Here is a 25,753-nt window from a genome sequence, read left to right as displayed (position 1 = left end):
GGCGGGCGGGGCGCTCAGCTGTCGCGCAGCAGCTCCGACAGCGCGTGGGCCAAGGGCGCGCGCTGCACGGGCTTGGACAGCACCCGGTGCACGCCGGCGCTGCTCGCGCGCTGCGCCAGCAGCGCGCCGCCATACCCGCTGAGCAGCAGCACCGGCAGATGCGGCGCGTGCTCGCGCAGCGCCTGGGTCAGCTGGGTGCCGGTGAGCCCGGGCATCACCTCGTCGCTGATCAAGGCCGCGAAACCCTCGGGCTCGGCCTGCACCGCCCGCAGGGCTGCCGCGGGGTCGGTGAAGCCCTCGGGCGCATAGCCCAGCCCCTGCAGCATCTCGACGGTCAGTGCGACGAGATCGGGTTCGTCGTCCACCACCAGCAGGCGCTGGCCGGTGCCGCGGACGCCATCGGGCACCGGGTCGGCCGCAGCGGCCGCCGCGTCGGTGCACTCGGGCAGGTACAGCGTGAAGCAGGCGCCTTGCGCCGGGCGGCTCTGCACGTCCACCGCGCCGCCGAATTCGGTCACCACGCCGAAGACGACCGCGAGCCCCAGCCCGGTGCCCGACTGCGCCGCCTTGGTGGTGAAGAAGGGCTCGAACAGATGCTCCATCACGGTCTGCGAGATGCCGGCGCCCTGGTCGGCCACCGACAGGGCGAGGTAGCGGCCCGGCGGCAGCCGGGTGTGCGACAGCACACGCGGCGCGTCGATCATCACGCGCGCCAGCTGCACGCTCAGCAAGCCGCCGTCGGGCATGGCCTGCATGGCATTCGTGCACAGGTTCATCACCGCTTCGAAGGCCTGCGTGGCATCGCCCCTGAGCCGCGCTCCCGGTGCCTGCAGCCGCCGCTCGAGCACGATGCCCGAGCGCAGCGACGCCGACAGCAGCGTCAGCACCTCCTCGACCACCGGCTCCAGTTCGAACACGGTCGAGGTCTTGGCGCCGCCGCGGCTGAAGGCCAGGATGCGTTCGCACAGCGCCTTGCCGCGCAGCGCCGCCTGCATCACCTTGTCGAGGTGCCGCGCCTGCGCGCTGCCGGGCGCTGCGGCGTCCTGCGCCATCTCGCCGAAGCCGACGATCGCCGCCAGCACGTTGTTGAAGTCGTGTGCCACGCCGCCCGCCAGGGTGCCCAGCGACTCCAGCTTGCCGGCGCGCGACACCTGGGCCTGCAGCGCCGCCTGCGCCGCCGCTCGCCGGCGGTCGGCCAACTGCACCACGTAGACGGCCGAAGCCATGACCAGCAGCAGCACCGTCAGCCCCGCGCCGGCCAGCTCGGCGGCATCGCGCCACGGGCCGAGCACGGCAGACATCTCGCGCGACACCAGCACGCGGGCGCCGTAGTGCGGCACAGCGGGGCTGCTCACGAGGTTCTTGCTGCCGTCCGCGAAGGTCAGGCGGTTGAGCTCGGCGCTCGGGTCGCGGGCGAGCGTGGACCGGACGTCGGCGCCCGCGATGCCCGCTGCGTTCACGGCCGCCAGCGGCGCGCCGTCGTGGCGCAGCACCAAGAGGCGCAGGTCGTCGACGGGCAGCGCCTGGGCCAGCGAGCCCAGCATGGCCGCCGCAGGGAGGGTCGAGACGATCCAGCCGTGGCGACCGCCGGGCAATGAGAAGGGCACGGCCAGCGCGATCTCCGAGGCCGCGCCGCTCTGCCCGGCTGGTGTGACCACGGTGCTGCCGCTCAATGCAAGCCGGTCATGCGGCAGTGAAGCCAGCGGCGGATCGAAGGCGGCCGTGGCCGGCGGCGGCCGGTCGCTCGACGCGGCAAGCACGCTGCCGGCGGCGTCCAGCACCCACAGCGCTTGCAGCAGCGGCATCAGGTCGGCGCGTGCAGCGAGCACGCGCCCCGCGCCGGGATCGTCCAGCGACAGATGCGCTTCCTCCAGTTCGGCCCGCAGCGCCTGCAGGCCTTCTTCGGCACCGCGCAGGCCGCGCTCGACGGCATCGGCCGTGGCCAGCGAGATCAGGCGCAGCTCGCGGCCCTGGGCCTGGACCGTCTCGTGCCGCAGGTGCCACAGCGCCAGCGCAACGACGGCCGCCAGTGCGAGCCACAGGCTGGCGGCGATGAGCCAGGGCCGTTCGGTCGGCGATGGCGGGGTACTGGGCAATGCGGGCATCGGTCGGGTGAGAATCAGGTATCCAACGTCAGGGCTGAAGCGCAGCGCGTCTGCGCCGGCCGCGAGATTCTTGATGAACGCCAACGCCACCCCGCACATCCTCATCGTCGACGACGACCCCGCGGTTCGTGAGCTCGTGGTCGAGTATCTCGGCAACAACGACATGCGCACCAGCGCGGCTGCTTCGGGCCGGGAGATGTTCGAGCGCTTCGACAGCGAGGCGATCGACCTCGTGCTGCTGGACCTGAAGCTGCCGGGCGAAGACGGCATGCAGCTGGCTCGCAGCCTGCGCGAGCGCGCCACCGTGCCCATCGTGCTGCTGACCGGACGCAACGAGGAAGCCGACCGCGTGATGGGCCTGGAGCTGGGCGCCGACGACTATGTGACCAAGCCGTTCAGCCCGCGCGAGCTGCTGGCGCGGGTGCGAGCCGTGCTGCGGCGCTACCAGGTGCAGGCCACGCTGCCCGAGCGCGACAACGCCCGCCGCGCTTACCGCTTCTCGGGCTGGGAGCTGAACCTGCGCACGCGCCGGCTGCAGGCGCCGGACGGCCGGCTCGTCGAGCTGTCCAACGGCGAGTTCAGCCTGCTGGCCGCGCTGTGCCGTGCGCCGCAGCGCGTGCTCAGCCGCGACCAGCTGCTGTCGATGTCGCGCCTGCACGAGGCCGAGGTCTACGACCGCACGGTCGACGTGCAGATCCGTCGCCTGCGGGTGAAGATCGAGGCCGACCAGACGCGGCCGGCACTGATCGTCACCGAGCGCGGCGCCGGCTACCGGCTGGCCAGCGAGGTCGAAACGCTGTACTGACCGTCGTTCGCCTGCGTGGCACGACACCCACCGCATGCAGGGCTGACCGGGCATCGCGCCATGCCGCACGGACAAGCCGCGCGCCCAGGGCGATGGCGGCCCCGCCCAGCGCCACGGCCAGCGCGACCAGCAGCCATTCGACCGTGTCCAACATGGCGAGTGTGCTCGTCTGCAGGCCGTGGCTTGGCTCAGCGGTAGTGGTGCCAGTAGCCGCCCAGCATCAGGTTCACGCGTGGCACGTACGGGTTGTAGTAGTAGGCGGGGGCCACGGCCGTTGCCACCACCGGCACCGGGTAGGTCACCACGGGGGCCGGGGTCACCACGGTGGTTGCGGCTGGCACCGCGGCGCCGACCTGCTGCGGCGTCACGTTCACGTTCAGCGCGATCCGCTCGCCGGGGTCCTGCGCGAGCCGCGTGGTGTAGCGCTGGCCGTTGTATTCGTAGGTGACGTCGTAGCCGACGACGCGGTTCTCGACCGTGTACGAGGTCTGGCAGCTGCGCACCGGCACGGTCTCGGCCGGCGTGTTGGCGGCTTCGGCGCGGTCGCCGATCACGCTGCCGGCCACGACGCCCAGGCCGGTGGCCGCTGCGCGGCCGAAGCCTTGGCCCAGGCCATGACCGACGACACCACCGACCAGCGCGCCGAGCAGCGCGCCACCGCCGCTGGTGCGCGGCGCCACGGCGGCCTGCTGCTCGGTGCACTGCTGCTGCGGCACGGTGACCTGCGCGATCACGGCCGTGGAGGAGATCACATGGCCGTACTCGGTGCCGGCGAATGCCGCGCTGCACGCGGCGGCCAGACTGACGGCGACTAGCGGGAAACGGAGGTTCATGATGCTTCCTGTTCCGGTCCTCTCGGACCGCGGTGCGGGACATCCCGCAGCTTCATGTTGAGCGCGACGCCTTGCGCGCGTTTTGCTGTTCCATGGGCTTTCGGTGACGGATGTCATCGGTCACCAGCCGTCGCTGCCGGCCGACGAGGGCTTGTCGTCATCGGTGCCGCCCCAGCCGTCGCCATTGCCCCAGTCGATCGGGCGCTCCTCCAGTTCACGCGCGGCGGCAGCCTCGCCCGCCGAATCGTCGAAGGGCTGGAACGAGGCCGGTGCCGGCGCTGCATTCCACCAGGTGCCGGTGGCCGGCTCGCGGTGGCCTTCCATCAGGCGCTCGGCGAGCATGCCCGCCGCCACGCCACCGGCCGCGGCCAGGCCCGCGCCGAGCAGGCCACTGCCCGCGCCAGCCGCGGGGGCCGCTGGCGCCATGCCGTAGGGGGCCGCCATGCCGCCCATGCCGGGTACTGCGGGTGCCGGGGTCCACCCGGCCGGCGCCGCCGCGGGCGCCGGCTGGCGCGCGGAGGTGAGCCGGCTCAGCGCCAGGGCGGCCAGCAAGGCCAGCCCACCGCCCCAGACCCAGCCGGGCACGCCGCCGGAACTGCCGGCCGGGGCCATCTGCAGTGGCGTGGCCGGGGCACGCCCGCCCGCCGCTGCTGCCTGTTCGCGCGCCAGCATCGCCTCGAAGGTCTTGAACGTGTCGGGCTGGGTGAACGACAGGGCCGGGTCGAGCCGGCGCGCCTGCGCGGCTTCTTCGGCTGCCTGGGCAAAGCGCCCCAGGTGGGCCAGGATCTCGGCATGCACGTAGTGCGCGCGGGCGCTGTCGGGCCGTGCCGCGAGCACTTCGCGGATCATCTCCTCGGCCCGTGCATCGTGGCCCTGGGCCACCTCGGTGCGCACGGCGTCGACGCTAGGCAGCGCAAACGCGGTGGCTGCGCAAGCCGCGAAGGCCGCGGCGATCAGGATACGTTTCATCGTCAAGACTCCTCGGAACAAGGGGCGCGCAGGGCCGGCCTGGCATCCGCCGTCGAGGCGCTTGTGGCCTCGGTGTGGTCACTGTGGTCCGCGCGTGGGGGGTTCTTGTGTCACCGCAGGCGGTGGTTCATGTCATCTGCAATGTGTTGCAAATGCCACCGAGCCGGGCCGCGCTGACATCGACCGATGCGCCGCTGCTCTGACCATGCCTTCATCGCGTCGATCGGACGCAGCCACCGAAGGATGACCACCATGTCCCAAGTTCTCACCGCTTCCACCGCCCAGGCCCGGGCCGGCACCTTGATGCGCCAGGCGCGCGTCGAACTCTTCTGCGACCACCCGGACAGCGCGCTGGCCGCGATCCGTAAGGCCGTGGGTGAACTGGAACTGCCGCAGGAAACCCTGGATTCCGAAGAGATCGTTGCCCTGGAGCGCGCCGCCTGGCACGTACGGCGGCACGACACCCGCGCCGCCGTTGCGGCGCTCGACCTCGCCATCGAGCGCCTGAACGCTTGAGCGGGGCCTTGGCTGCCCGGTCTTCGGACCGGCGCCATGCGTTCATCACCCGCGGGTAGCCAGTGCCGCCCGCGGTGCCCGGTCCGTCTTGCGATGGCCGGGCTTCGGCGTGGCCAGCCCGCTGGCGCCGATCAGCGTCAGCGGCTGGTCGCGGCCACCAACTTGCCGCCCGTCACTTGCAGCACGCGGTCGTGCAGGCATTGCAGCTCCTGGCGGTGCGCCACATGCAGCACAGCCAGGCCGGGCAACTGCAGGCGCAGCTGCTGCAGCACCTGGCGCTGGCTGTCGCCGTCCAGTGCCGAGGTGGCCTCGTCCAGCAGCGCCCAGCGCGGCTGTTGCAGCAGCAGCCGTGCGAACTGCAGCCGCTGTTGCTCGCCGGGCGACAGCCGGCGCGCCCAGGCATCGTCCACCTGCAGGCTGCCCGCCAGCGCGCCCAGGCCGACGTGGCTCAGCGCTTCGCGCAGCGCGCCTTCGTCGAAGCGCCCGGCCGCATCTGGGTACGCCAGTGCATCGGCCAACGTGCCTGCGGGCAGGTAGGGGCGCTGCGGCACCACCATCGTGCCCGCTGGCAGCCGCACCTCGCCTTCGCCAGCCGGCCACAAGCCGGCCAGCGTGCGCAGCAGCGAGCTCTTGCCGCTGCCCGAAGGCCCGGTCAGCAGCACCCATTCGCCCGGCCGCAGGTCCAGCCGCGGCACGTCGACCAGGGTGGCGCTGGCGTCCGGCACCGCCACGCGCAGCCGCCGCGCCGTCAACGCCGCCGCCGCGTCCGCCGGGTCGGCCTGCTGCGGTGCCGGTGCGTGCTCGGCCAGCGCGTCGACGAAGCGGCCCAGGCGCAGCACCGTGGCGCGCCAGTCGGCCAGGCTGGCGTAGGCATCGACGAACCAGCTCAAGGCGCCCTGCACCTGACCAAAGGCCTGGGCCGTCTGCATCAGCCCGCCGAGCTGGATGCCGCCGGCGAAGTAGCGCGGCGCTGCGGCCACCAACGGGAACACGTTGGCCAGTTGCCCGTAGCCGGCGCTGAACCAGGTCAGCCGCTTGGTGTAGCGGATGAGATCGTCCCAGTTCGCGCGCAGCGCGTCGAAACGCACGTGCAGGCGGCGCTGTTCGGCGGCTTCGCCGCGCGCCATGGCAATGGCCTCGGCGTGGTCGCGCACCTGCACGAGGCCGTAGCGGAAGTCGGCTTCCACCTGCTGCTGCCGCGCATTCACCGGCACCAGCGGCGCCCCGATGCGCCGCACCAGCACGCTGCCGATGCCGGCGTAGGCCAGCGCGGCCCACACCATGTAGCCCGGCAGGTTCCAGCCCGCGCCCGGCCAGGGCACATGAAGGCTGCCCGACAGACCCCATAGGATGGCGACGAAGGACACCAGCGTCACGCCTGCGTTCAGCAGGCCCAGCCCCAGGTCCAGCGTGGACGACACGAAGTTGCGCACGTCGTCGGCCACGCGCTGGTCGGGGTTGTCCAGCGTGCGTGCGCTGCTCAGCCGGTACGGTGTGCCCGGCTGCAGCCAGCCGGCCAGGAGGTGCTCGGTCATGCCCTGGCGCCAGCGCATCACCAGCCGCTGCTGCGCCACCAGCCGCACCACCGCCAGCACGATGTAGGCGGCGGCCAGCGCGCAGAACAGCCCCAGCTGCTGCCAGAAGGCCTTCAGGTCGTGCGCCTGCAGGGCGTCATAGAAGGCGCTGTTCCAGGCGCTGAAGCGCACGTTGATCCAGACGAGGGCCAGCGTCAGCGCGACCAGCGCTGCCAGCTGCGCCCACGCGGCCCGGTCGCTGCGCCAGAACGGGGCCGCGAGGCGCCGCGCGTCATGCAGGCCGTCGCGCCAGCGCGGCGGCGCAGCGTCAAGGTCGGTGGTATCCATGGTGTTCGGAAGTCAGGTTTCAGGCCACGGCGGGGAAGGCCGGTCCTCGGTGGGAGGTCCGGCGTGCCGAAGCCGCCATCGTGCGTGCCGTGCTGCGCTGCACCGTTGCAGGCGCCCGGCCGGCGGATGACAGATGTCGTGAAGCGGCACACGGTGCCTGCCCGGGCCTGGTCAGCGACGGGCCCTTCCTGCGGGCCGATTGGGCACCAGGACTTACCAGGTGAAGGCGACGTTCGGCGGCCAGACGCTCGATCGGGTGCGGCACGTCGAGGCCGGGCAGCACGCCCGCGAGGTGTTCGTCTGGCCGGCGGCCGAACTCAAGAAGAAGGATTGAAGCGCTGGGCAGCCCTGTGCCCGGCTCTCGGCGCCGGGTGGCGCTACTCGATGCACCTGGTCAGGGAGATCGGCCGTGAAGCCGCATGGATGCTGGGTTTCGCGGTTCGGGGTCGCTGGCGGGTACACGTGTGGATACACAGGAAAAGGGGGCTGGGCGATGCACGACTCCATCGGGGAGCTGTCGAACAGGTTGGGCCCCAGGCCGATTGGCCTGTTCCTCGTTGCGGAACCGCACGCCGTGCGGCCGCCGCCTGCTCGTGCACCTGACTCCGCCCCGGCATTTCGGTAAGGGGCGGCTCCAGCGTGGATGGCGACGCGAAAGCAATAGACCTGACCCACCGCAGGCAGCCAGGTCCGACCTGGCTGACGGCAATGCCATGTCCCTGGACGGGCCGGCGCGACGGAATCCACGCCGGCCGGCTGGGTTGCGATTCCACCTTCAACCCGACCGCGCTCCTTGGCAAGGCGCGGCCACTGCCGACGGAGGGCGTATGCCTTCGCAACCCAACCGGCTGCTGATCTCTTCTTCCCATTCATCGACCCCACGCCCGCTGCCGCTGGCTGGCAGAGCCATGCCGAAGGCGCTGCGCCCGCGCAAGTGGGCCGGCTTGTCCAACGACGAGATCCTCTCGCGCTTCGTCCCCGGCAAGGCCAGCTTGCACACGTTGGAAAGCCGCGGCGGCTTCAAGAAGGCGCCCGACCCGCGCAACCTGGGCCAGCGCCACATCCAGGCCGCAGTCGATCTGTGGCGCAAGGACGGGCTGAAGCCGTCCACCATCCAGACGTACCGCAGCTTCCTGCGCGGCCTGGCCAGCTGGCTCAGCAAACCGGGCTTCATCCGCCCGCCGGCGTACCACGGGCTGGAACTGGCCGAGTACCAGCGCAGCGGCATCAACGAGCGTGACAAGAGCGGGTCGGCGCAGGGCGTGGATGTCGATGGCCTGATCGACAAGGTGGCCGCCTTCGAACCCTATGTGGGCAGCATGCCGCGGCTGATCCGCGCCTTCGGCCTGCGCAAGCGCGAGGCGATCATGCTCAGGCCCAACGAGTGCCTGGTGAACTTGGGTTGGCTGAGAAGCAGGGCGAGGAGTACGTGTGGGTGCGCCAGGGCGCCAAGGCAGGCCGGCCGCGCTTCGTGCCGATGAACACGCCGCGCGATTGGCCGTGAGCCGTCTGGCTGGCCACAACAGAGGGATGGCCTCGGCAGCCTATTGGGGCGCCGTACTGCACAAGAAGAAGGGCGGCGCGGCGGGTGGCGACGCTGCGGCTTGATGTCGTGGTGCGGCCGGTCGTGCACCGGCCGTGCGGTTGGCGGCGTCATGGTGCTGCTTTGAGAAATGGTTGCACGGCCGCGTCAGTCGTCCGGATCGAAAAGCCCTGAAGCCTGCGGGATCACCCGATACCCCATGGCTCGATACCCGCGCTGGCGCCGTTCCCACATCCGAAGCAGGGCGGGATGCCCCTGGTCGATGAAGTCGACGATTCGGACGCTGCTCTTGCTGGCGTGTTCCCGGTGCAGGCGGCCGGCGTACTGCGCAAGCGTGCCCTTCCAGGAGATTGGCATCGCCAGCACAAGGGTATCCAGTGGCGCATGGTCGAAGCCCTCGCCGACAAGCTTGCCCGTCGAGAGCAGCACCCGTGGAGCATCGGCAGGCAGCGCTTCTAATTCCTGAAGCAGCGTTGTCCGTTGCTTTGCCGACATCCGGCCGTGCAGCACGAGCAACGGTGACACCCGCGTGCCGAGTGCTTGGCGCAGGGCGTCCAGGTGTTCCGTCCGCTCGGTCAGGACCAGGACCTTGGCGCCCGCTGCGAATGCAGCTGTCACCTCGTCGGCAACCTGGGCTGTGCGTGCGGCATCCGAGGCGATGACCTGGAACACCTGCTGGATCGGCGCGTCGTCGGCCGCCCCAACCCGGGGTGTCAGGAATCGCGGGACGATCTCCAAGGTCTGCGGCGCCCCTGAAGGTCTCTCCGCGGTGTGGCGCGTCGGGCCGCACTGCATGAAGATGATGGGTTGCCGGCCGTCGCGGCGGATCGGCGTGGCCGTCAGCCCGAGGACGTACTTCGCCTTGGCCCGCTTCAGGATTGCTTCGAAGGAAAACGCCGACAGGTGGTGACACTCGTCCGCCACGATGTGTCCGTAGTCCTCGACGAGCGCATTGACTTTGCCCTGGCGGCACAGCGACTGCATCAAGGCGATGTCGATGCGTCCGGTAGGCTTCGACTTGCCGCCGCCGATCGCGCCGATGCTGGGTCGGTCCTGACCTCCGTCGCGGGCCTCGGCCAGGAAGGTCTGCAGCCTCTCGCGCCACTGACGCAACAGCTCGGCCCGATGGACCAGGATCAAGGTGTTCACGCCCCGTGCAGCAATCAGCGCGGCTGCGATCACCGTTTTGCCGAAAGCGGTCGGCGCGCACAAGACACCAGTGTCGTGGGTCAGCATGGCTTCGACCGCTTGCTGCTGGTCCGGCCGGAGTGCGCCACGAAACTGCACCTGCAGCGCCGCCCCGGCCGATCGCTCGTCGTGCAGTTCTGACCGGATGCTGTTATCGCGCAGCAAAGTGAGCGCTGCTTCCAGGCACCCGCGCGGCAGAGCAATGTGATGGGGGAAGTTCTCTGCGCAGCCGATGACCCGGGGCTCATCCCACACCGGAAGGCGCATGGCCTGTGCCTTGTAGAACTCGGGGTTCTGGAACGCGGACAGGCGGATCAGCCGGTTGGCCAGGGGTTGTGGCAAAGCGGCCTTCTCGAAGTAGACCAGGTTGGCCAGCGTGATCTTCAGTGAGGCCGGCATCGGGCCGGGCAAGCGGCTGGATGCTGGCTCCTGCCGACGCCACGGCGTGGCCTCGTCCTCGCTGTCGATGAAGGTCACGTCGAGAGGATGGCTGCCACCGGTGGCGCGCAGGATCGTGGGCTCGATGTCTGCGGGCGACATCTTTGGCAGGCCAGCCAGGAAGGCCCACTGGTCGTCGTGGGGCTGCAAGTCACGGTCGACGAACACGCTGCCGCCGCTTTCGCGGGGCGCTTTCTGCAGCGGCAAGGCGATGAGGTTGCCGAAGCCTCCCTTCGGCATCGTGTCCTGGTTCGGAAACAGGCGGTCGTAGGAGCTGAGCTTTAGCTGGCGGGTGCGCGCGCAGGTGTGGCTGATGAGGGCGGTGCCCAGCCGGCAGGCGTCGCGTGCCGACACCCGGCCGGAGAAGAAGATCCACGCGTGTGCCCCATTGCCGGAGCGGGAGACCTCGAGCGCGACCGGCACGCCCAGCGCATCGCAGGAGCCGGCGAAGGCGCGCGCATCCTCTCGCCACTCGGCATCATCGAAGTCCACCGCCAGGAAGTGGCAGGTGTCATCCGTGAGCAGTGGATACACCCCCACGGTGTGCCGTCCTGCGAGGTGGTCGAAGACCGTCTGGCCCGTGACCGGGATCAACGCGCGGTGTTGGCAGTCGCCGCACTTGATCCGCGGCTTCTCGCAGATGCCGGCGCGCCACTCGTTCGCGCAGGCTGGTGAGTAGCCAGACTTGCCGGCCTTGCTCTCCCAGCGGACCGGGTACACGTCTTCCCGGCCGCGGAACAGGCTGGCGAAGAGCTTCACCTTCTCGTCGGTGCCGAGGCGCGGGCTTCGATCCGTGGTCGGCGTGATGTCGCGCGGTTGCCAAGCGATGCCGTGCTCTGTCAGCAACTCGCGCAGCCGGCGGTTCTCGGCCAGCAGCCGGGTCACTTCCTCACGTCCGTCGCCGGTCATCGTGCGCCTCGCATCGGCCGCAGGATCTGGCGGCCACGGAGCGTATCCTCAGCCAGCATCCTGGAGGATCGCGAGGAAGTCTTGTCGGTCACCGACAAGGCGAACGACATCGAGATGATCGGGCGCCTCGAAGTAGAGCCACTGCATCGGGAACCCCGCGACTCGCCAGGATCGCAGGCCCGGGATGTCGCACATCTGTCCCAGCCGCGGAGAACCGATGGAGGGCATGCGTTCGATGGGTTCGAGCGCTGCGATCGCAGCGTCGAACACCCGCTCTCCCAAGGCCAAGCCCGCTTCCTGGGCGTAGTACCGCGCCGCTTCGATCAGGTCTGCTTCGGCGCGGGGCCGAAGATGGGCGGGCTTCAACGCAGGTCGCCCAGGGCCTGCTTCTTCAACTGTGCCGTCCGCTTGGGTGTCAGGGCACGGCCAGGGCCTGAACTCAGCCCTTCTTCGATGAGTTCCCGAAGACGCTTCTTGGCCTGCTCTTCCTGGTCTCGACGGATCAGCTCACGCAGGTACTCGCTGGTATTGCCGTATTGGCCGGACCGTACCCGCTGGTCGACGTACTCGCGCAGGGCCTCCGGCAGGGCAAAGCTCATGGTGTTGCTGCTCATGGCGCACATGATCCTGTCGGGTATCAATAGTTGTCAAGCATTCCTAATGCAGCGGTATCTGCCGGTGCGCTGGTGCCGGTTTCTTCGGATGGCGTCCTTGGCGTTTCAGCTTCAGCAGCAACGGCCCCCAAGCTTCGAGCGCCCACCGCCGCTCCTCGAAGTAGTCGTGCCGGTTGTAGACGCCTTCCACGCCTTTGAGCTTGTGGTTCAGGCAACGTTCGGCCACGTGCGGGTCCACGCCCACGGCGGCCAGGTGGATGTGGGCGGTTCGGCGGAAGTCGTGCACCGTGAAGTGGGGCAGGCCGTGCTTCACCTCACCCATCGCCACAACCAGGGTCGACTCGCAAACGTGCGGAATCATCCGGGTGTGGAGCGCCGGGCAGGTGCCACACCGGCGGGTCGGCCTCCAGCTCGAACTCGTCCCAGCGTGCGGCGATCAGCTCGCCCTTGCGCACGGCCAGCAGCAACAGCAGCTTCACCGTCAGCTGGTTCTTTACGCGGAATTCCTTGGCCTGGCGCATCGCTTCGAACAGTGCCACCAGCTCATCGCGTGACTGGGCCTCGGCTCCACCGCATCGAGCGCCAATTTGCCCAGGTGCGGCTTGATGTCCTTCTCGATGCGGCTGCGTACGATGTTCGGCTGCTCCCAGCGCCCTTTGATCATGCGCTCGAAGTACCTGTCGGCGAGCTGGCCGACGGCGATCTTTGGCGCGGAGTTCCTTGGCTGACTGGCGAGCTGCGGCCAGCGGCAGGGCGGTGTAGCTGCCCAGGTTCATCACCCGCGACTTGCCGGCGAAGCGGTAGCGCAGCCGCCAGTGCGGCGCCCTGCGATCGGGCCGCCAGGTCAGCACCCGCCCGTCGCCATCGGTGCGCCCCTCGAAGCGTTCACCGGCCTTGATCCAGGCCCGGGTCGAGAGACCCCGAAAACCTCACTCCAAGTTCTGCACCTGCTCGCGCATCTGCTCCACCGCCACCTTCATCTCCACCGAGATGCCGGTGAGTTCCAGCGCGGCCGACTTGCTGCCCAGGGTGTTGGCTTCGCGGTGCAGTTCCTGGATCAGGAAGTCCAGCCGCTTGCCCAGTTCGCCGCCGGCCTTGAGCAGGCGTTCGATCTCGTCCAGGTGCGCCGTCAGGCGGGCCAGTTCCTCGGCCACGTCGATGCGGATGGCGAAGGCCGCCGCCTCGTTCAGCGCGCGGTCGCGCTGGGCGTCTTCGCTCACGGCCTGCTGGCCGGCGTTGGCGGCCTGCAGCGCCTCGTTCCAGCGCTCCAGGAAGCGCTGCTGCTGGCGCTGCACCACGGCCGGCACCAGCGGTTTGGCCTGTTCGGCCAGCTCGCGCAGGCGGCCGATCCGCTCCATCAGCACCTTGACCAGGCGGTCGCCTTCACGGGCGCGGGCCTCCTTCAGCGCTTCCACGGCCTGGCGGGTGGCTTCCAGCGCCACCTCGTCCAGCCGCTCGGCCGGGGCCGCGCTGCGGCACCAGTTCAGCACTTCGTGCACCGACAGCGCCGGTGCCTTGGGCAGCCAGGTCTGCACCGTGGCTTCGAGCTGGGCCAGGCGCATCAGCTGCTCGGGTGCGGGGTGGGGCCAGCCGCTGTCGGCGTCGCGCTGGCCGGCCAAGCGCAGCTCGATCTTGCCGCGGCGGAAGGCGGCGCCCACCACCTCGCGCAGGGCCGGCTCCAGGCCGCGCAATTCGTCCGGCAGCCGGAAGGCCAGGTCGAGGAAACGGCTGTTCACCGACCTCAGTTCGACCGTCACGCCAGCCCCGGAATTGCCCGGGTTTTCGGGGTTTGCCGCAGCGGCCGCCGTGGCGCTGCCATAACCGGTCATGCTGTAGACTGCCATGGGACCCTGTATCAAAAAAGTCGATTATGTCAAAGCCCAAACCTGCCCCGTTGCCTGCGGGCACCGTGGTGGGCGGCTACCAGATCGTCAAGAAGCTGGCGGCCGGTGGTTTCGGCGTGGTTTATCTGGCCGAAGACGACCAGAACCACCTGGTGGCGCTGAAGGAATACCTGCCGTCATCGCTGGCCGAGCGCTCGCCCGGCGAACTGACGCCCCGGGTCAAACCCGAGAAACAGCCGCTGTATCGGCTGGGCCTCAAGAGTTTTTTCGAAGAAGGCCGCTCGCTCGCGCAGATCAGCCACCCCAGCGTGGTGTCGGTGCTCAATTTCTTCCGCGAGAACGAAACCGTCTACATGGTCATGAATTACCTGCAGGGCGATACCCTGCAGGACTTCATCGTGACCGCGCGCGAACTCAAGCGCGACAAGGTGTTTCGTGAATCGACCATACGGTCGCTGTTCGACGAGATCCTGCGCGGTTTGCGCATCGTCCACCAGCACAAGATGCTGCACCTGGACATCAAGCCGGCCAACATCTTCATCACCAACGACAACAAGGCGGTGCTGCTGGATTTCGGTGCCGCGCGCGAGGTGCTGAGCAAGGAAGGCAATTTCATCCGGCCGATGTACACGCCGGGGTTTGCCGCGCCCGAGATGTACCGCCGCGACGGCACGCTGGGCCCGTGGACCGACATCTACGCCATCGGCGCCTGCATCTACGCCTGCATGCAGGGCTACCCGCCCAACGACGCGCCGCAGCGCATCGAGAAGGACCGGCTGGCACTCAGCCTTTCGCGGCTGCGCAACGTGTACTCGGACAACCTGATCGAGGTGACCGAGTGGTGCATGTCGCTCGATCCGCTGTCGCGCCCGCAAAGCGTGTTTGCCCTGCAAAAGGAACTGGCGCGCGAATCGGAACGGCGTTACACCAAGCTCAGCTTCAGCGAGCGCCTGAAACTGCAGCTCGAAAACCTGAAGAGCGGCGCCAAGTCGTGAGGGGGCATCCATGAGGTTCGGCGTGTACCAGGTCAGCCGCAAGGGCGGCCGCGAGAAGAACGAAGACCGCATGGGCTATTGCTACACGCGGGACTCGGGCCTGTTCGCGCTGGCCGACGGCATGGGCGGCCACCCCGAGGGCGAGGTGGCGGCCCAGCTGGCGCTGCAGACGCTGGCCGCGCGCTTCCAGCGCGACGCCAAGCCGCGGCTGCCCGATCCGCTGCGCTTCCTGCACGACGGCCTGATCGCCGGCCACCAGCAGCTGCTGCGCTACGCCACCGAGAAGGCGCTGATCGACACCCCGCGCACCACGCTCGTGGCCTGCGTGCTGCAGGGTGATGCGGCCTACTGGGCGCACTGTGGCGATTCGCGGTTGTACCTGGTGCGCGGCGGCAAGCTGGTGGCACGCACGCGCGACCACAGCTACTCGGAGCTGCAGGAAACGCTGAGCCAGGTGGTGCCCATGCGTGAGCGCTTCAACCGCAACGTGCTGTTCACCTGCCTGGGCAGCCCGGGCAAGCCGGTGGTCGACACCTCCGGCCCGCTGCTGCTGCAGCCCGGCGACCGGCTGCTGCTGTGCTCCGACGGGCTGTGGGGCCCGGTCAGCGACGTCGAGATCACCGACCGCCTGGGCCGCCAGCCCATCCACGAGGCGGTGCCCGAGCTGGTGGAAACCGCGCTGCGCAACGGCGGCCCCAAGTGCGACAACGTCACTGCGCTGGCCATGGAGTGGGAAGCCTCGGAAGACCGTCGGCAGCAGGGGGCCGTGAGCACCCGCAGCCTGGGCGAGGAAGTGTTTGCCTCTACCATCCAGGCCAGCGTGGCGGGCGATGCCCGCGACGACCTCGACGAAGCCGAGATCGAACGTTCGATCAAAGAGATCAACGAAGCGATACGCCGCTCGTCCCAGAAAAAGACCTGACCGAGGTTCTCCCCGATGACCGATTTCCTGCGCGCGGGTGCCCGCGCCGCGGACGCCATGCGCGCCGTTTCCATCACCCGTGGCTTCACCAAGCATGCCGAAGGCTCGGTGCTGGTGGCCTTTGGCGACACCCAGGTGCTGTGCACCGCCTCGGTGGAAGAGCGCGTGCCGCCGCACAAGCGCGGCAGCGGCGAAGGCTGGCTCACCGCCGAATACGGCATGCTGCCCCGCGCCACCCATACCCGCGGCGACCGTGAGGCCGCCCGCGGCAAGCAAAGCGGCCGCACGCAGGAGATCCAGCGGCTGATCGGCCGCTCGCTACGCTGCGTGTTCGACCTGGCGCTGCTGGGTGAGCGCACCATCAGCCTCGATTGCGACGTGCTGCAGGCCGACGGCGGCACCCGCACCGCCGCCATTACCGGCGCCTTCGTGGCGGCGCACGATGCCGTCACCTGGCTGCTGGAGCGGGGCCTCATCACGCAAAGCCCGATCCGCGACTTCGTGGCCGCGGTGTCGGTGGGCATCGTGCAGGGCACGCCGCTGCTGGACCTGGAATACACCGAAGACTCGGCCTGCGACACCGACATGAACGTGGTGATGACCGGCGCCGGCGGCTTCGTGGAAGTGCAGGGCACGGCCGAAGGCGCCAGCTTCTCGCGCGCCGAGATGGACGCGCTGCTGGCCCTGGCCGGCAAGGGCATCGGCGAACTGGTGGCCGCGCAGAAGGCCGCCTTGGGCGTGGCGTGATGAAGCTGGTGCTGGCCTCCAACAACGCCAAGAAGCTCAAGGAGCTGCAGGCGCTGTTCGCCGGCTTGCCGGTGGCGCTGGTGACGCAGGGCTCGCTGGGCGTGACGGAGGCGCAAGAGCCCTTCCACACCTTCGTCGAGAACGGCCTGGCCAAGGCCCGCCATGCCGCGGCGGCCACCGGGCTGCCGGCCATCGCCGACGATTCCGGCCTGTGCGTGGATGCGCTGGGCGGCGCGCCGGGCGTGGCCTCGGCGCACTTCGCGCCGCTGCCCGAAGCGGCGGCCGCCAGCACCGACCGCGAGGCCCTGCGCCGGCTGCAGGACGAGGCCAACAACACGATGCTGCTGCAGCGCCTGCAGGGCGCCACCGACCGGCGGGCCCGCTTCGTCAGCACCCTGGTGGCCGTGCGTTCGGCCGCAGACCCTGAGCCGCTGATCGCCTTCGGCCGCTGGGAAGGCACGGTGCTGGCCGCGCCAGTGGGTGGCGGCGGCTTCGGCTACGACCCGCTGCTGCACATTCCCGCGCTGGGCCAGGCCGTGGCCGAGCTGCCGGCCGAGGTCAAGAACGCGCACAGCCACCGCGCGCTGGCGGCCCGCCAGATGGTGGCGCTGATGCGCGAGGCCTGGCGGCTCTGAGCCTGCACACACCATGGCTGAATCGGTCATCCGCCTGCACCGCCCGGGCAGCGTCAGCCTGACGGCCTTGCCGCCGCTGTCGTTGTACGTGCACCTTCCTTGGTGCCTGAAGAAGTGCCCGTACTGCGACTTCAATTCACATCAGTGGGCCCCCAAGACGCCTTCGGCGTCGCCCCCCCGAGGGGGAGCCGGGTCCGCTTGGGAGCGGCCCGGCGCGGACCCGGGGCTTGACATGACGGCATCCGGTGACAAGGCCGAGCTGCCCGAGGCGGCCTACCTCGACGCCGTCATCGCCGACCTCGAGCAGTCGCTGCCGCTGGTATGGGGCCGGCGGGTGCACAGCATCTTCATCGGCGGCGGCACGCCCAGCCTGTTCTCGCCCGCGTCCATCGACCGGCTGCTGGGCGACATCCGCGCGCGGCTGCCGCTGGAGCCGGGCTGCGAGATCACGCTGGAGGCCAACCCCGGCACCTTCGAGCGCGACCGCTTCCGCGCCTTCCATGCGGCCGGCATCACGCGCCTGTCCATCGGCGTGCAGAGCTTCAACGACGAGGCGCTGGCCGCCATCGGCCGCGTGCACGACAGCGCCCAGGCCCGCGCCGCGGTGGAAGAGGCGCGGGCGGTGTTCGACACCTTCAACATCGACCTGATGTACGCGCTGCCCGGCCAGACGCTGCAGGCATTGCAGGCCGACCTGGAGGCGGCCCTGGCCTACCGGCCGCCGCACCTGTCGATCTACCACCTGACGCTGGAGCCGAACACCTTCTTCGCCACCCATCCCCCGCCGCTGCCCGATGACGACCTGGCCTCGGACATGCTGGACCTGATCACCGCGCGCACCGCGACCGACGGGCTGCAGCGCTACGAGGTCTCGGCCTTCGCGCGGGGCGACCACCGCTGCTGGCACAACCTGAACTACTGGCAGTTTGGCGATTACCTGGGCATTGGCGCCGGCGCGCACGGCAAGCTCTCGTTCCCCAACCGCATCCTGCGGCAGGTGAAGTGGCGCGAGCCCGCGGCCTACATGGCCAAGGCGATGGCGGGGCAGGCACTGTCCAACGAGCATGAAGTGGCGCGCGACCAGCTGCCCTTCGAGTTCATGCTCAATGCGCTGCGGCTGAAGGAAGGCTTCACGCTGCAGCAGTTCACCGACCGCACCGGCCTGCCGGCGGCCAGCATCGCCGCGCCGCTGCGCGAGGCGCAGGCCAAGGGCCTGCTGGTGGCCGACGCGGCGCGGGTGCAGCCCACCGAGCGCGGCTTCGACTTCCTCAGCGATCTGCAGGCGCTGTTCCTGCCTTGATGGCAGCGGCCAGCGGCCGCGACAGCTCGGCGCGCAGCCATTGCAGCAGCGCCTGCATCGGCGGCCAGTCGGCCAGCGCGGGCGGGTACACCAGGTAGTAGCTGTCGCTGCCGTCGTGCTCGATGGCCAGCGGATGCAGCTGCACCAGCCGGCCTTCGGCCAGCGCATCGGCGGCCAGCACCTCGCGCACCAGCGCCAGGCCGAGGTCCTGTTCGGCGGCCTGCAGCATCAGCCCCGCGTCGTTGAAGGTGGCCACCGGGTTGATGCGCTGGCGCGGCAGGCCGGCGGCCTGGAACCAGCGCTCCCACATGCCGGGGTTGCCCAGCAAGGCGCTGCGCGCGATGGCCAGCGCACCTTCGCCCAGCAGCCGGCGCGCGGCGGCTGGGCCGCCCACCACGATCAGCGGGCTGTCCACCAGCCGCTGTGACACCAGCGGCGGCCAATGGCCGCTACCCTGGCGCAGGCCGGCATGGAAGCCTTCGCGCTGCACGTCCACCAGCTGCTGCGAGGCGTCGATCTCCAGCGCGATCTGCGGATGCACCTGATGCCAGCGGCCCATGCGCGGCAGCAGCCAGCGCTGCGCGAACGACGGCAGCACCGTCAGCCGCACCCGCTGGGCATTGCCGGCGGCGGCCGCTGCGGCGGCCTGCAGCCCTTCCTCCAGCAGCGCCAGCGCGGGCTGGGCGCTGCGCAGCAGGGCGCGGCCGGCCGCATTCAGCACCACGCGGCGGCCCCGGCGGTCGAACACCTGAAAGCCCAGCTGTTCTTCCAGCAGCTTGATCTGCTGGCTGATGGCCGAATGGGTGAGGTGCAGTTCGTCGGCCGCCGCGCGCAGGTTGCCCAGCCGCGCAACGGCGCAGAACGTGGGCATCACATGCAGCGGCAGGCGGGCCATGCGGGTCGGGTGGATCGGGCGGTGTTGGTAAGCATTGCTTTCCAAACCGGCCAGATTTCATCGATTCACAGCCGGTGGGTGGGCAGCTATCGTAACCACCAAGGCGGCGTTGGGGTCGCCGACAGGAGTTGCCGATGAACCCGCCCGCCACCTTCGAACTGCAATTGCCGATGGGCTTGCGTGAGCGGCGGGCGCCATGGCGGCGCTGGTGGCATGCGCTGCGGGCCGGCTGGCAGGCCGCACGCTGGGTGCTGGCGCAGGCGCGTCCGGCACCGCGCCTGGCGCCGCAGGCGCTGGGCGTGGAACTGATGGACGACCGCATGCTGGCCGACATGGGCTTGCCGCCTGGCTTGCGGGCGCAGGTGGCGCACCAACGGGTGCGCGACGAGGATCAGCTATGGGTGATCAGCCGCGGCGCAGTGCGGCCGGGCGTCGAACGCCACTTCTTCTGATCAAACCCGGTTCGTCGACATGCCCGCCGTGCTGCGCAGGCGTTCCACCAGGTGGCTGGCGATGCGGTTGAGCGGCAGCACCTCGTGCGCCGCGCCGTGGGCGATGGCTTCGCGCGGCATGCCGAACACCACGCAGCTGGCTTCGTCCTGGCACACGTTGTAGGCACCGGCGTCGCGCATGGCCTTCATGGCCTTGGCGCCGTCGCCGCCCATGCCGGTGAGCATCAGGCCCATCGCATTGGCGCCCACCACCCGCGCGGCGGAATCGAACAGCACTTCCACCGAGGGCTTGTGGCGGTTCACCGGCTCGCCGTCGCGCACACGGGCGATGTAGTTGGCGCCCGAGCGTTCCACCGACAGGTGCAGCCCGCCCGGCGCCAGGTAGGCGTGGCCGGGCAGCACCCGTTCGCCGTCGGTGGCTTCCTTGACGCGGATGCGCGACAGGCCGTCCAGCCGCTTGGCATAACTGGTGGTGAAGCCCGGGGGCATGTGCTGCGTGATCATCACCGCCGGAAAGTCGGGCGGCAGGTTCACCAGCACGTCCTTGGTGGCTTCGGTGCCGCCGGTGGAGGCGCCGATGAAGAGGATCTTCTCGGTGCTCAGCCGGCCGAGCGGCGACACGTTGGGTGCCGGCGCCTTGGGCGCGGCCGCGGCCGCCTGCCCGCCCGCGGCGGCCGTGGCAGCGGCGGTGGCCGGCACCAGGTTGCGGCGGATGCGGGCCTTCGAGGCCATGCGGATCTTGTCGGTGATTTCCTCGGCCAGGTGCTTGATGCCGTCGGCCAGGCCGATCTTGGGCTTGGCCACGAAGTCCACCGCGCCCAGTTCCAGCGCGCGCAGCGTCACTTCGGCACCGCGTTCGGTCAGCGTGGACACCATCACCACCGGCATCGGCCGCAGCCGCATCAGCTTGGACAGGAAGTCCAGGCCGTCCATGCGCGGCATCTCCACGTCCAGCGTGATCACGTCCGGATTCAGGTTGCGGATGGTCTCGCGCGCCACGAACGGGTCGGCGGCCACGCCCACGCACTGCATGTCGGGCTGGCGATTGATGATCTCGGAGAGCAGACTGCGCACCAGCGCTGAATCGTCCACCACCACCACTCGTGTCTTGGCCATAGGGTCCACTGCTTTCTTGTTGGAGTGCGGAGACGGTCAGAACAGATCGACCGAGCCTCCACCGCTCGTGACGGGCTTCTGGGCGGCTGCGCGGTCCTGGGCGATCAGCGCATCCGGGTTGGTCAGCGCCATGCGCTTGACCATCGCCTTGCCGCTGGCCGGCAGCAGCACCACCTTGCGCGGAAAGACGTCCAGCACATCCTTGCTGACGACCGGAATGCGTTCGGTCTTGAGGTAATCCAGCACGAACTCGGTGTTGCGCTGGCCCACGTTGATGCTGTTGATGCCGCTGACCACCGCGCCGCCGCCGAAGACCTTGGCCTCCATCGTCACCTTGCTGGCGCCGCGCTTCATCATCTCGTTGATCAGCAGTTCCATCGCGAACGAGCCGTAGCGCCCGCTGTCGTTGGCCCCGCCGCTGTCGGGCAGCATGAAGTGGTTCATGCCGCCGATGCGACGTTCGCGGTCCCACAGGCAGGCGGCAATGCACGAGCCCAGCGTGGTCATGATGAGGATGTCCTCGTCATACACGAAGTACTCGCCGGGCAGCACCTTCACCGCCACGTTCTTGAAGTGCGATTCGTAGAAGAAGAACGAGGCCTCGCCCGGTTTGCGCGGCTGGGCCTTGAGCTTGGCCAGCTGCGCACCGGCGGGTGTGCCGACGCCCGGTGCCAGCCCGGCGTTGGGCGTGATGCCGGGTGCGCCGGCCGTGAAGGGCCGTGCGCCGGCCGAGCCGGTCGGTGTGCGCGACCCCATGGATGAACTCAAGGTCATGTCGTGCGAACCTTCACAGCCGTTCGTAGATGGTCTTGCCGCGCAGCCGGAACAGGTCGCGCGACTCGGAGAAGTTTTCCGAATGCCCCACGTACAGCAGGCTGCCCGGGCGCATCACGGCATGGGTGCGCTCCAGCACACGGCGTTGGGTGGGGGCGTCGAAATAGATCATCACGTTGCGGCAGAAGACGAGGTCGAAGGGCTCGCCGAACTGCCATGTGATCGACATCAGATTGAAAGTCTTGAACTCGATCATGCGCGCCAGCTCGGGCTTGACCCGCATCAGGCCGGCGTTCTGGCCGGTGCCGCGCATGAAGTGGCGTTTGAGCCGCTCGGGCGACAGGCCGCGCGCATTGGCGTCGTAGACGCCGCGGCGGGCGGTGTCCAGCACCTTGGTGTCGATGTCGGTGGCGGTGATCTTGACGTTGGCACCGTTGCCCAGCGTCTCGGCCACCGTCATCGCGATGGTGTAGGGCTCTTCGCCGGTGGAGGTGGCGTTGCACCAGATGCGCAGCGGCCGGCCCGCGCGCTCCCGCAGGTCGGTGGCCAGCGCCTCGAAGTGGTGCGCCTCGCGGAAGAAGGAGGTGAGGTTGGTGGTCAGGCAGTTGATGAATTCCTGCCATTCCACGTCGCCGCTGCCGCCGCTGTGCTGCTCCAGCCACTGCAGGTAGCTGCTGAACGAGGTGTGGCCGGTTTCACGCAGCCGGCGGCACAGCCGGCTGTACACCATGGCCTGCTTGCCTTCGTGCAGGCTGATGCCCGCGCGCTGGTAGATCAGGGTGCGCACGCGCTCGAAGTCGGCCTTCTCGAACGGAAACTCCTGGTCCGCCCGGCCGGTGGCAAAGGCTTCAGTGGCACGCGAAGGGGATGCAACGGTGTTCATGCGGTGGTGCTCGCGACGGAAGCGCGCACATCCGGTGAGGGAGGGTGCGCGCCAGTCTCGTTTCGGCCAGGACGCGCCGGCGGCCGAAACAAGGACGGGTTTGCAATGCTTATCGGCAGGTTTTCGGCAAAGTGAGCACTAGACTTGCGATCCAAAGATGACCGTGACCGCCTTGACCCCGCGCCAGCCCCCGAGCCCGCCGTCCCCGCTCAGTGCCGGGCTGCAGCTCGAGGCCGCGTTGTCCCTGCTCAAGCAGGCCGGCCGTGAAGAGCTGCCCGGTGAAGCGGGTAGTCCCGAATGGCTGCAGTCCATCATTGATGCGCTGTGCGACCTGTCGGTGCGCGACGCCCTCACCGGCCTGGCCAACCGCCGTCACTTCGAGATGGCGCTGGGCCGCGAAGTCGACCGCGTGGCCCGCTCCGGCGAGCCGGCGCTGCTGCTGGTGCTGGACATCGACCATTTCAAGCAGGTGAACGACACCTTCGGCCATGCGGCCGGCGACCTCGTGCTCAAGTGGGTGGCGGGGGTGCTGGGCGAATGCGTGCGGCCAATGGACACCGTCGCCCGGGTGGGCGGCGAGGAGTTCGCCATCATCCTGCCCAACTGCCCGCCCGCCTTCGGCCCCACCGTGGCCGAGCGCGTGCGCCGGCGCATCGAGCGTGACCCCGTCGCCATCCGCGCCGAGGCCGGCACGGTGCACCGTCTGCCCGTCACCGTCAGCATCGGTGGTGCGTTCGCGCCGCAGTGGGTGCGTTCCACCGCCTTGCTGTGGATGGAGCGCGCCGACGTGCAGCTCTACCGGGCCAAGGCCGAAGGGCGCAACCGTTTCTGCCTGGAGCCGGTGGCCGTATCACTGGTCAGCGCTGAAGAAAAAGGGATGCTGTTCAGCGGCTCCCAGTTCCAGGACCTGTGAAGCGCGCATGACCAGCACTCCCATCGCCAAGCAGGCGCGCATCACCGCCATCACCAGCGGCAAAGGCGGCGTCGGCAAGACCTTCGTTTCGGCCAACCTCGCCGCGGCCTTCGCGCAGCGCGGGGAAAAGGTGCTCGTGCTAGACGCCGACCTGGGCCTGGCCAACCTCGACGTGGTGCTCAACCTGGTGCCCAAGATCACGCTGCACCACGTGTTCACCGGCCAGCACACGCTGGCCGAGGCCACGCTGCCGGCGCCGGGCGGCTTCTCGGTGCTGCTGGCCGGCTCGGGCATGGTCGAGTACTCGCGGCTGACGCCCGAGGTGCGCGACAAGCTCATCGAGGTGGTCGAGACCGTCAAGCCGATGTACGACCGTGTGCTGCTGGACACCGGCGCCGGCATCTCCGACGTGGTGCTGTACACCGTGTCGCTGGCCGACGAGGTGCTGGTGGTGGCTACGCCCGAACCCACTTCGCTCACCGACGCCTACGCCACCATCAAGGTGCTGGCCACCACGCAGGGCCGCCGTCACATCCGCATGGTGTGCAACCAGGCCGGCCGGCCGGGTGAAGGCCGCGGCATCTGCAAGCAGCTGCAGGCCGTGGTCGACCGCTATGTGAACCCGGGGCTGGACAGCCCGCTGCAGCTGGAATTCGTCGGCGAGCTGCCCAGCGACGGCAGCGTGCGCGACGCGGTGCTGCGCCGCGAGCTGCTGATGGAAGCCTACCCGGGCTCGGCCGCCGCCCAGGCCGTCGTCGCGCTGGCGGCGAAAATGGGCTGATGGACATCGAAGAACCCGACGCCCCCACCGCATTCACGCTGCTGGGCGGCGAGCCCGGCGTGCGCGCCCTGGTCGACCGCTTCTACGACCTGATGGACCTGGAGCCGGCCTACGCCGGGCTGCGGGCGCTGCACCCCACCACCACCGAAGGCTCGCGCGACAAGCTGTTCTGGTTCTTGTGCGGCTGGCTGGGCGGGCCCAACCACTTCGTCGAGCGCTTCGGCCACCCGATGCTGCGCGCCCGCCACCTGCCGTTTGCCATCGGCATCAGCGAGCGCGACCAGTGGATGGCCTGCATGCGGCAGGCGATGGTGGAGCTGGACATCGAGCCCGGCATGGCCGAGCGATTGGGCAAAGCGCTGGCCGGAACAGCCGACTGGATGCGCAACAAAGGAGGCTGACTAAACCAGCTTCGGCGCCAGCAGCACCACCAGCGCGCCATGCCCGCCCTCGCTGGCGCGAGCGGACACGAAAGCCTGCACCAGCTGGTTCTGCACCAGCCAGCCGCGCACCTTGCCCTTGAGCACCGGCGTGCGGCCGGGGCTGCCCAGGCCTTTGCCGTGCACCACCCGCACGCAGCGCAGGCCGGCGGCCTGGGCCTGGTGCAGGAATTCGCCCAGCTGCTCACGCGCCTCGTCGCGCCGCAGGCCGTGCAGGTCGACTTGCGCCTGGATCGCCCACTGGCCCCGCCGCAAGCGGCGCGGCACGTCGGCGCCCACGTGGTGCCGCCGGTAACTGAGGCCTTCGTCGGTCTCCAGCAGCGATTCGACGTCAAATTCGTCCGATAGCGCCTCGCGCAGCGCAGCGGCTTCGTCCATCTCGCGCTGGCGCGGGTGCGGCAGCGGCCGCGGCGGCACCAGGCTGATGCGGCCGCTCTCGCGCAGCGGCGTCACGCCCACCAGGCTGCGCTGGAACAGGTTGCGCTCGCGCGCCAGCCGCGCCTCTTCGGCCCGCCGTTCGGCGGCTTCGCGCTCGGCCTGCTGCAACGCGGCCTTCAGCGGGCCCAGGGCCTTGAGGTCGGTGAGCTTCACAACAGCCCCCGCTCGGCGAAAGACACCACCTGGCCCTGGCCCACCACCAGGTGGTCCAGCACCCGCACGTCTACCAGCTTCAGCGCGCTGGCCAGGTGCTGCGTCAGCACCTCGTCGGCGCGCGAAGGATCGGCATGGCCCGAAGGGTGGTTGTGCACCAGCACCACCGCCGCGGCATTGAGCGCCAGCGCGCGCTTGACCACTTCGCGCGGGTACACGGTGGCCTGCGACAGCGTGCCGCGGAACATCTCTTCCATGCAGAGCAGGTGGTGGCGCACGTCGAGGAACATCACTGCAAACACTTCATGCGCCAGGCTGCCCAGCTGCAGCCTGACGTAGTCCTTCACCGCGGCGGGCGAGTCGAACAGCGGGCGTTCGGCCAGCTGCTGCGCCATCGAGCGCCGTGCGATCTCCAGCACCGCCGCCAGTTCCGCCCGCTTGGCGCTGCCGCCCAACCCCTTGACCGCCTTGAGGTCGGCCAGGCTGGCCTGCAGCAGTCCGGCCAGCCCGCCGAAGCGGGCCAGCAAGGCCTGCGCCATCTCCAGCACGCCCTGGCCGGCGGTGCCGGTGCGCAGCAGCAGGGCCAGCAGTTCGGCGTCTGCCAGCGCGGCCGGGCCCCTGGCCAGCAGCTTCTCGCGCGGGCGCAGTTCGGCGGGCAAGTCCTGGAGTGGCATGGGCAAGAG

29 protein-coding genes and 1 pseudogene are annotated in these 25,753 nt (G+C 69.7%); 13 read left to right on the top strand and 17 right to left on the bottom strand.

Annotated elements, in window-relative coordinates; translation table 11 throughout:
• Window positions 1-14: 14 nt before the first annotated feature.
• Entirely contained in the window at window positions 15-2,105 is a 2,091-nt protein-coding gene (locus MW290_RS06285) for an ATP-binding protein (protein ID WP_250196403.1), read from the bottom strand.
• 73 nt (window positions 2,106-2,178) lie between these two features.
• Between MW290_RS06285 and MW290_RS06280 the strand changes: the two genes are divergently transcribed.
• Window positions 2,179-2,910, top strand: coding sequence for a response regulator transcription factor (locus MW290_RS06280; protein WP_250196402.1), 732 nt, complete (start codon window positions 2,179-2,181; stop codon window positions 2,908-2,910).
• 188 nt (window positions 2,911-3,098) lie between these two features.
• On the opposite strand, the gene MW290_RS06275 is transcribed toward MW290_RS06280, so the two are convergent.
• Both MW290_RS06275 and MW290_RS06270 read right to left on the bottom strand, forming a co-directional pair.
• Window positions 3,099-3,743, bottom strand: coding sequence for a glycine zipper 2TM domain-containing protein (locus MW290_RS06275; protein WP_250196401.1), 645 nt, complete (start codon window positions 3,741-3,743; stop codon window positions 3,099-3,101).
• Between the two features lie 120 nt (window positions 3,744-3,863).
• Complete coding sequence (locus tag MW290_RS06270; RefSeq protein ID WP_250196400.1) at window positions 3,864-4,712, bottom strand: tetratricopeptide repeat protein; 849 nt, start codon at window positions 4,710-4,712, stop codon at window positions 3,864-3,866.
• 252 nt (window positions 4,713-4,964) lie between these two features.
• Here MW290_RS06270 and MW290_RS06265 point away from each other — a divergent pair, with 252 nt between their 5' ends.
• A complete protein-coding gene (locus MW290_RS06265; RefSeq protein WP_250196399.1) occupies window positions 4,965-5,228 on the top strand; it encodes a hypothetical protein in 264 nt (87 codons plus the stop codon).
• Between the two features lie 137 nt (window positions 5,229-5,365).
• Here the strand turns inward: MW290_RS06265 and MW290_RS06260 are convergent, their stop codons facing one another.
• Window positions 5,366-7,090 carry an ABC transporter ATP-binding protein/permease gene (locus tag MW290_RS06260; RefSeq protein WP_250196398.1) on the bottom strand — a complete coding sequence of 575 codons (1,725 nt, stop codon included), beginning with the start codon at window positions 7,088-7,090 and terminating at the stop codon, window positions 5,366-5,368.
• Window positions 7,091-7,917: 827 nt separating this feature from the next.
• Between MW290_RS06260 and MW290_RS06255 the strand changes: the two genes are divergently transcribed.
• Entirely contained in the window at window positions 7,918-8,571 is a 654-nt protein-coding gene (locus MW290_RS06255; protein WP_250196397.1) for a hypothetical protein, read from the top strand.
• A gap of 209 nt (window positions 8,572-8,780) precedes the next feature.
• Here MW290_RS06255 and MW290_RS06250 read toward each other — a convergent pair whose 3' ends face one another.
• Genes MW290_RS06250 through MW290_RS06230 form a run of 5 tightly spaced genes read right to left on the bottom strand, consistent with a single transcriptional unit; the run spans window position 8,781 to window position 12,321 of the window.
• Window positions 8,781-11,168 (bottom strand): TOTE conflict system archaeo-eukaryotic primase domain-containing protein, encoded by a 2,388-nt coding sequence (locus MW290_RS06250; protein WP_250196396.1) that lies wholly within the window; start codon window positions 11,166-11,168, stop codon window positions 8,781-8,783.
• A gap of 48 nt (window positions 11,169-11,216) precedes the next feature.
• Window positions 11,217-11,534, bottom strand: a complete 318-nt coding sequence (locus MW290_RS06245) for a type II toxin-antitoxin system RelE/ParE family toxin (RefSeq protein WP_250196395.1) — start codon at window positions 11,532-11,534, stop codon at window positions 11,217-11,219.
• Window positions 11,531-11,782: a type II toxin-antitoxin system ParD family antitoxin gene (locus tag MW290_RS06240; RefSeq protein WP_250196394.1), complete on the bottom strand. Its 252-nt coding sequence runs from the start codon at window positions 11,780-11,782 to the stop codon at window positions 11,531-11,533. Before MW290_RS06240 ends, MW290_RS06245 begins: the two co-directional genes overlap by 4 nt.
• A gap of 43 nt (window positions 11,783-11,825) precedes the next feature.
• Window positions 11,826-12,095, bottom strand: a complete 270-nt coding sequence (locus MW290_RS06235) for a site-specific integrase (protein WP_250196393.1) — start codon at window positions 12,093-12,095, stop codon at window positions 11,826-11,828.
• Between the two features lies 1 nt (window position 12,096).
• A complete protein-coding gene (locus tag MW290_RS06230) occupies window positions 12,097-12,321 on the bottom strand; it encodes a hypothetical protein (RefSeq protein WP_250196392.1) in 225 nt (74 codons plus the stop codon).
• Between the two features lie 66 nt (window positions 12,322-12,387).
• On the opposite strand from MW290_RS06230, the gene MW290_RS33025 reads away from it, so the two are divergent.
• Window positions 12,388-12,510 carry a hypothetical protein gene (locus tag MW290_RS33025; protein WP_259373467.1) on the top strand — a complete coding sequence of 41 codons (123 nt, stop codon included), beginning with the start codon at window positions 12,388-12,390 and terminating at the stop codon, window positions 12,508-12,510.
• A 36-nt stretch (window positions 12,511-12,546) separates the two neighbouring features.
• Here the strand turns inward: MW290_RS33025 and MW290_RS33260 are convergent.
• A pseudogene (locus MW290_RS33260) lies at window positions 12,547-12,633 on the bottom strand (hypothetical protein); the annotation flags it as partial.
• Window positions 12,634-12,711: 78 nt separating this feature from the next.
• Complete coding sequence (locus MW290_RS06225) at window positions 12,712-13,626, bottom strand: YicC/YloC family endoribonuclease (RefSeq protein ID WP_250196391.1); 915 nt, start codon at window positions 13,624-13,626, stop codon at window positions 12,712-12,714.
• A gap of 26 nt (window positions 13,627-13,652) precedes the next feature.
• Between MW290_RS06225 and MW290_RS06220 the strand changes: the two genes are divergently transcribed.
• The 5 genes from MW290_RS06220 to hemW are packed head-to-tail and all read left to right on the top strand — an operon-like array spanning window position 13,653 to window position 18,225.
• Complete coding sequence (locus tag MW290_RS06220) at window positions 13,653-14,621, top strand: serine/threonine protein kinase (RefSeq protein WP_250196390.1); 969 nt, start codon at window positions 13,653-13,655, stop codon at window positions 14,619-14,621.
• A gap of 10 nt (window positions 14,622-14,631) precedes the next feature.
• On the top strand, window positions 14,632-15,543 hold the full coding sequence (locus tag MW290_RS06215; RefSeq protein WP_250196389.1) for a PP2C family protein-serine/threonine phosphatase: 912 nt from the start codon (window positions 14,632-14,634) through the stop codon (window positions 15,541-15,543).
• Between the two features lie 15 nt (window positions 15,544-15,558).
• Window positions 15,559-16,290 carry a ribonuclease PH gene (gene rph / locus MW290_RS06210; protein ID WP_310740104.1) on the top strand — a complete coding sequence of 244 codons (732 nt, stop codon included), beginning with the start codon at window positions 15,559-15,561 and terminating at the stop codon, window positions 16,288-16,290.
• Window positions 16,290-16,925 (top strand): non-canonical purine NTP pyrophosphatase, encoded by a 636-nt coding sequence (locus tag MW290_RS06205; protein ID WP_250196388.1) that lies wholly within the window; start codon window positions 16,290-16,292, stop codon window positions 16,923-16,925. Before rph ends, MW290_RS06205 begins: the two co-directional genes overlap by 1 nt.
• Window positions 16,926-16,938: 13 nt before the next feature.
• Complete coding sequence (gene hemW, locus MW290_RS06200; RefSeq protein WP_250196387.1) at window positions 16,939-18,225, top strand: radical SAM family heme chaperone HemW; 1,287 nt, start codon at window positions 16,939-16,941, stop codon at window positions 18,223-18,225.
• On the opposite strand, the gene MW290_RS06195 is transcribed toward hemW, so the two are convergent.
• Window positions 18,194-19,120 carry a LysR substrate-binding domain-containing protein gene (locus tag MW290_RS06195; RefSeq protein ID WP_250196386.1) on the bottom strand — a complete coding sequence of 309 codons (927 nt, stop codon included), beginning with the start codon at window positions 19,118-19,120 and terminating at the stop codon, window positions 18,194-18,196. The genes hemW and MW290_RS06195 overlap by 32 nt on opposite strands.
• A 134-nt stretch (window positions 19,121-19,254) precedes the next feature.
• On the opposite strand from MW290_RS06195, the gene MW290_RS06190 reads away from it, so the two are divergent.
• A complete protein-coding gene (locus MW290_RS06190; protein ID WP_250196385.1) occupies window positions 19,255-19,572 on the top strand; it encodes a hypothetical protein in 318 nt (105 codons plus the stop codon).
• On the opposite strand, the gene MW290_RS06185 is transcribed toward MW290_RS06190, so the two are convergent.
• Genes MW290_RS06185 through MW290_RS06175 form a run of 3 tightly spaced genes read right to left on the bottom strand, consistent with a single transcriptional unit; the run spans window position 19,573 to window position 22,345 of the window.
• The gene (locus tag MW290_RS06185; protein WP_250196384.1) at window positions 19,573-20,688 is read right to left on the bottom strand and encodes a protein-glutamate methylesterase/protein-glutamine glutaminase; all 1,116 of its coding nucleotides are present in this window, start codon (window positions 20,686-20,688) and stop codon (window positions 19,573-19,575) included.
• A 36-nt stretch (window positions 20,689-20,724) separates the two neighbouring features.
• Window positions 20,725-21,444 (bottom strand): chemoreceptor glutamine deamidase CheD, encoded by a 720-nt coding sequence (gene cheD, locus MW290_RS06180; RefSeq protein ID WP_250196383.1) that lies wholly within the window; start codon window positions 21,442-21,444, stop codon window positions 20,725-20,727.
• Between the two features lie 31 nt (window positions 21,445-21,475).
• Window positions 21,476-22,345: a CheR family methyltransferase gene (locus MW290_RS06175; protein WP_250196382.1), complete on the bottom strand. Its 870-nt coding sequence runs from the start codon at window positions 22,343-22,345 to the stop codon at window positions 21,476-21,478.
• A gap of 157 nt (window positions 22,346-22,502) precedes the next feature.
• Here MW290_RS06175 and MW290_RS06170 point away from each other — a divergent pair, with 157 nt between their 5' ends.
• Genes MW290_RS06170 through MW290_RS06160 form a run of 3 tightly spaced genes read left to right on the top strand, consistent with a single transcriptional unit; the run spans window position 22,503 to window position 24,440 of the window.
• Complete coding sequence (locus tag MW290_RS06170; RefSeq protein WP_250196381.1) at window positions 22,503-23,258, top strand: GGDEF domain-containing protein; 756 nt, start codon at window positions 22,503-22,505, stop codon at window positions 23,256-23,258.
• 7 nt (window positions 23,259-23,265) lie between these two features.
• Window positions 23,266-24,039, top strand: a complete 774-nt coding sequence (locus tag MW290_RS06165) for a MinD/ParA family protein (RefSeq protein WP_250196380.1) — start codon at window positions 23,266-23,268, stop codon at window positions 24,037-24,039.
• On the top strand, window positions 24,039-24,440 hold the full coding sequence (locus MW290_RS06160) for a group II truncated hemoglobin (RefSeq protein ID WP_250196379.1): 402 nt from the start codon (window positions 24,039-24,041) through the stop codon (window positions 24,438-24,440). The genes MW290_RS06165 and MW290_RS06160 overlap by 1 nt, the downstream gene beginning before the upstream one ends.
• Here the strand turns inward: MW290_RS06160 and MW290_RS06155 are convergent, their stop codons facing one another.
• Window positions 24,441-25,070, bottom strand: a complete 630-nt coding sequence (locus MW290_RS06155) for a Smr/MutS family protein (protein ID WP_250196378.1) — start codon at window positions 25,068-25,070, stop codon at window positions 24,441-24,443.
• Complete coding sequence (gene radC / locus MW290_RS06150) at window positions 25,067-25,744, bottom strand: RadC family protein (RefSeq protein WP_250196377.1); 678 nt, start codon at window positions 25,742-25,744, stop codon at window positions 25,067-25,069. Before radC ends, MW290_RS06155 begins: the two co-directional genes overlap by 4 nt.
• Window positions 25,745-25,753 lie beyond the last annotated feature (9 nt).

Source organism: Aquincola tertiaricarbonis (genome assembly GCF_023573145.1).
Classification (GTDB): Bacteria; Pseudomonadota; Gammaproteobacteria; order Burkholderiales; family Burkholderiaceae_C; genus Aquincola; species Aquincola tertiaricarbonis_B.
This window is presented reverse-complemented; position numbering and strand designations above follow the sequence as displayed.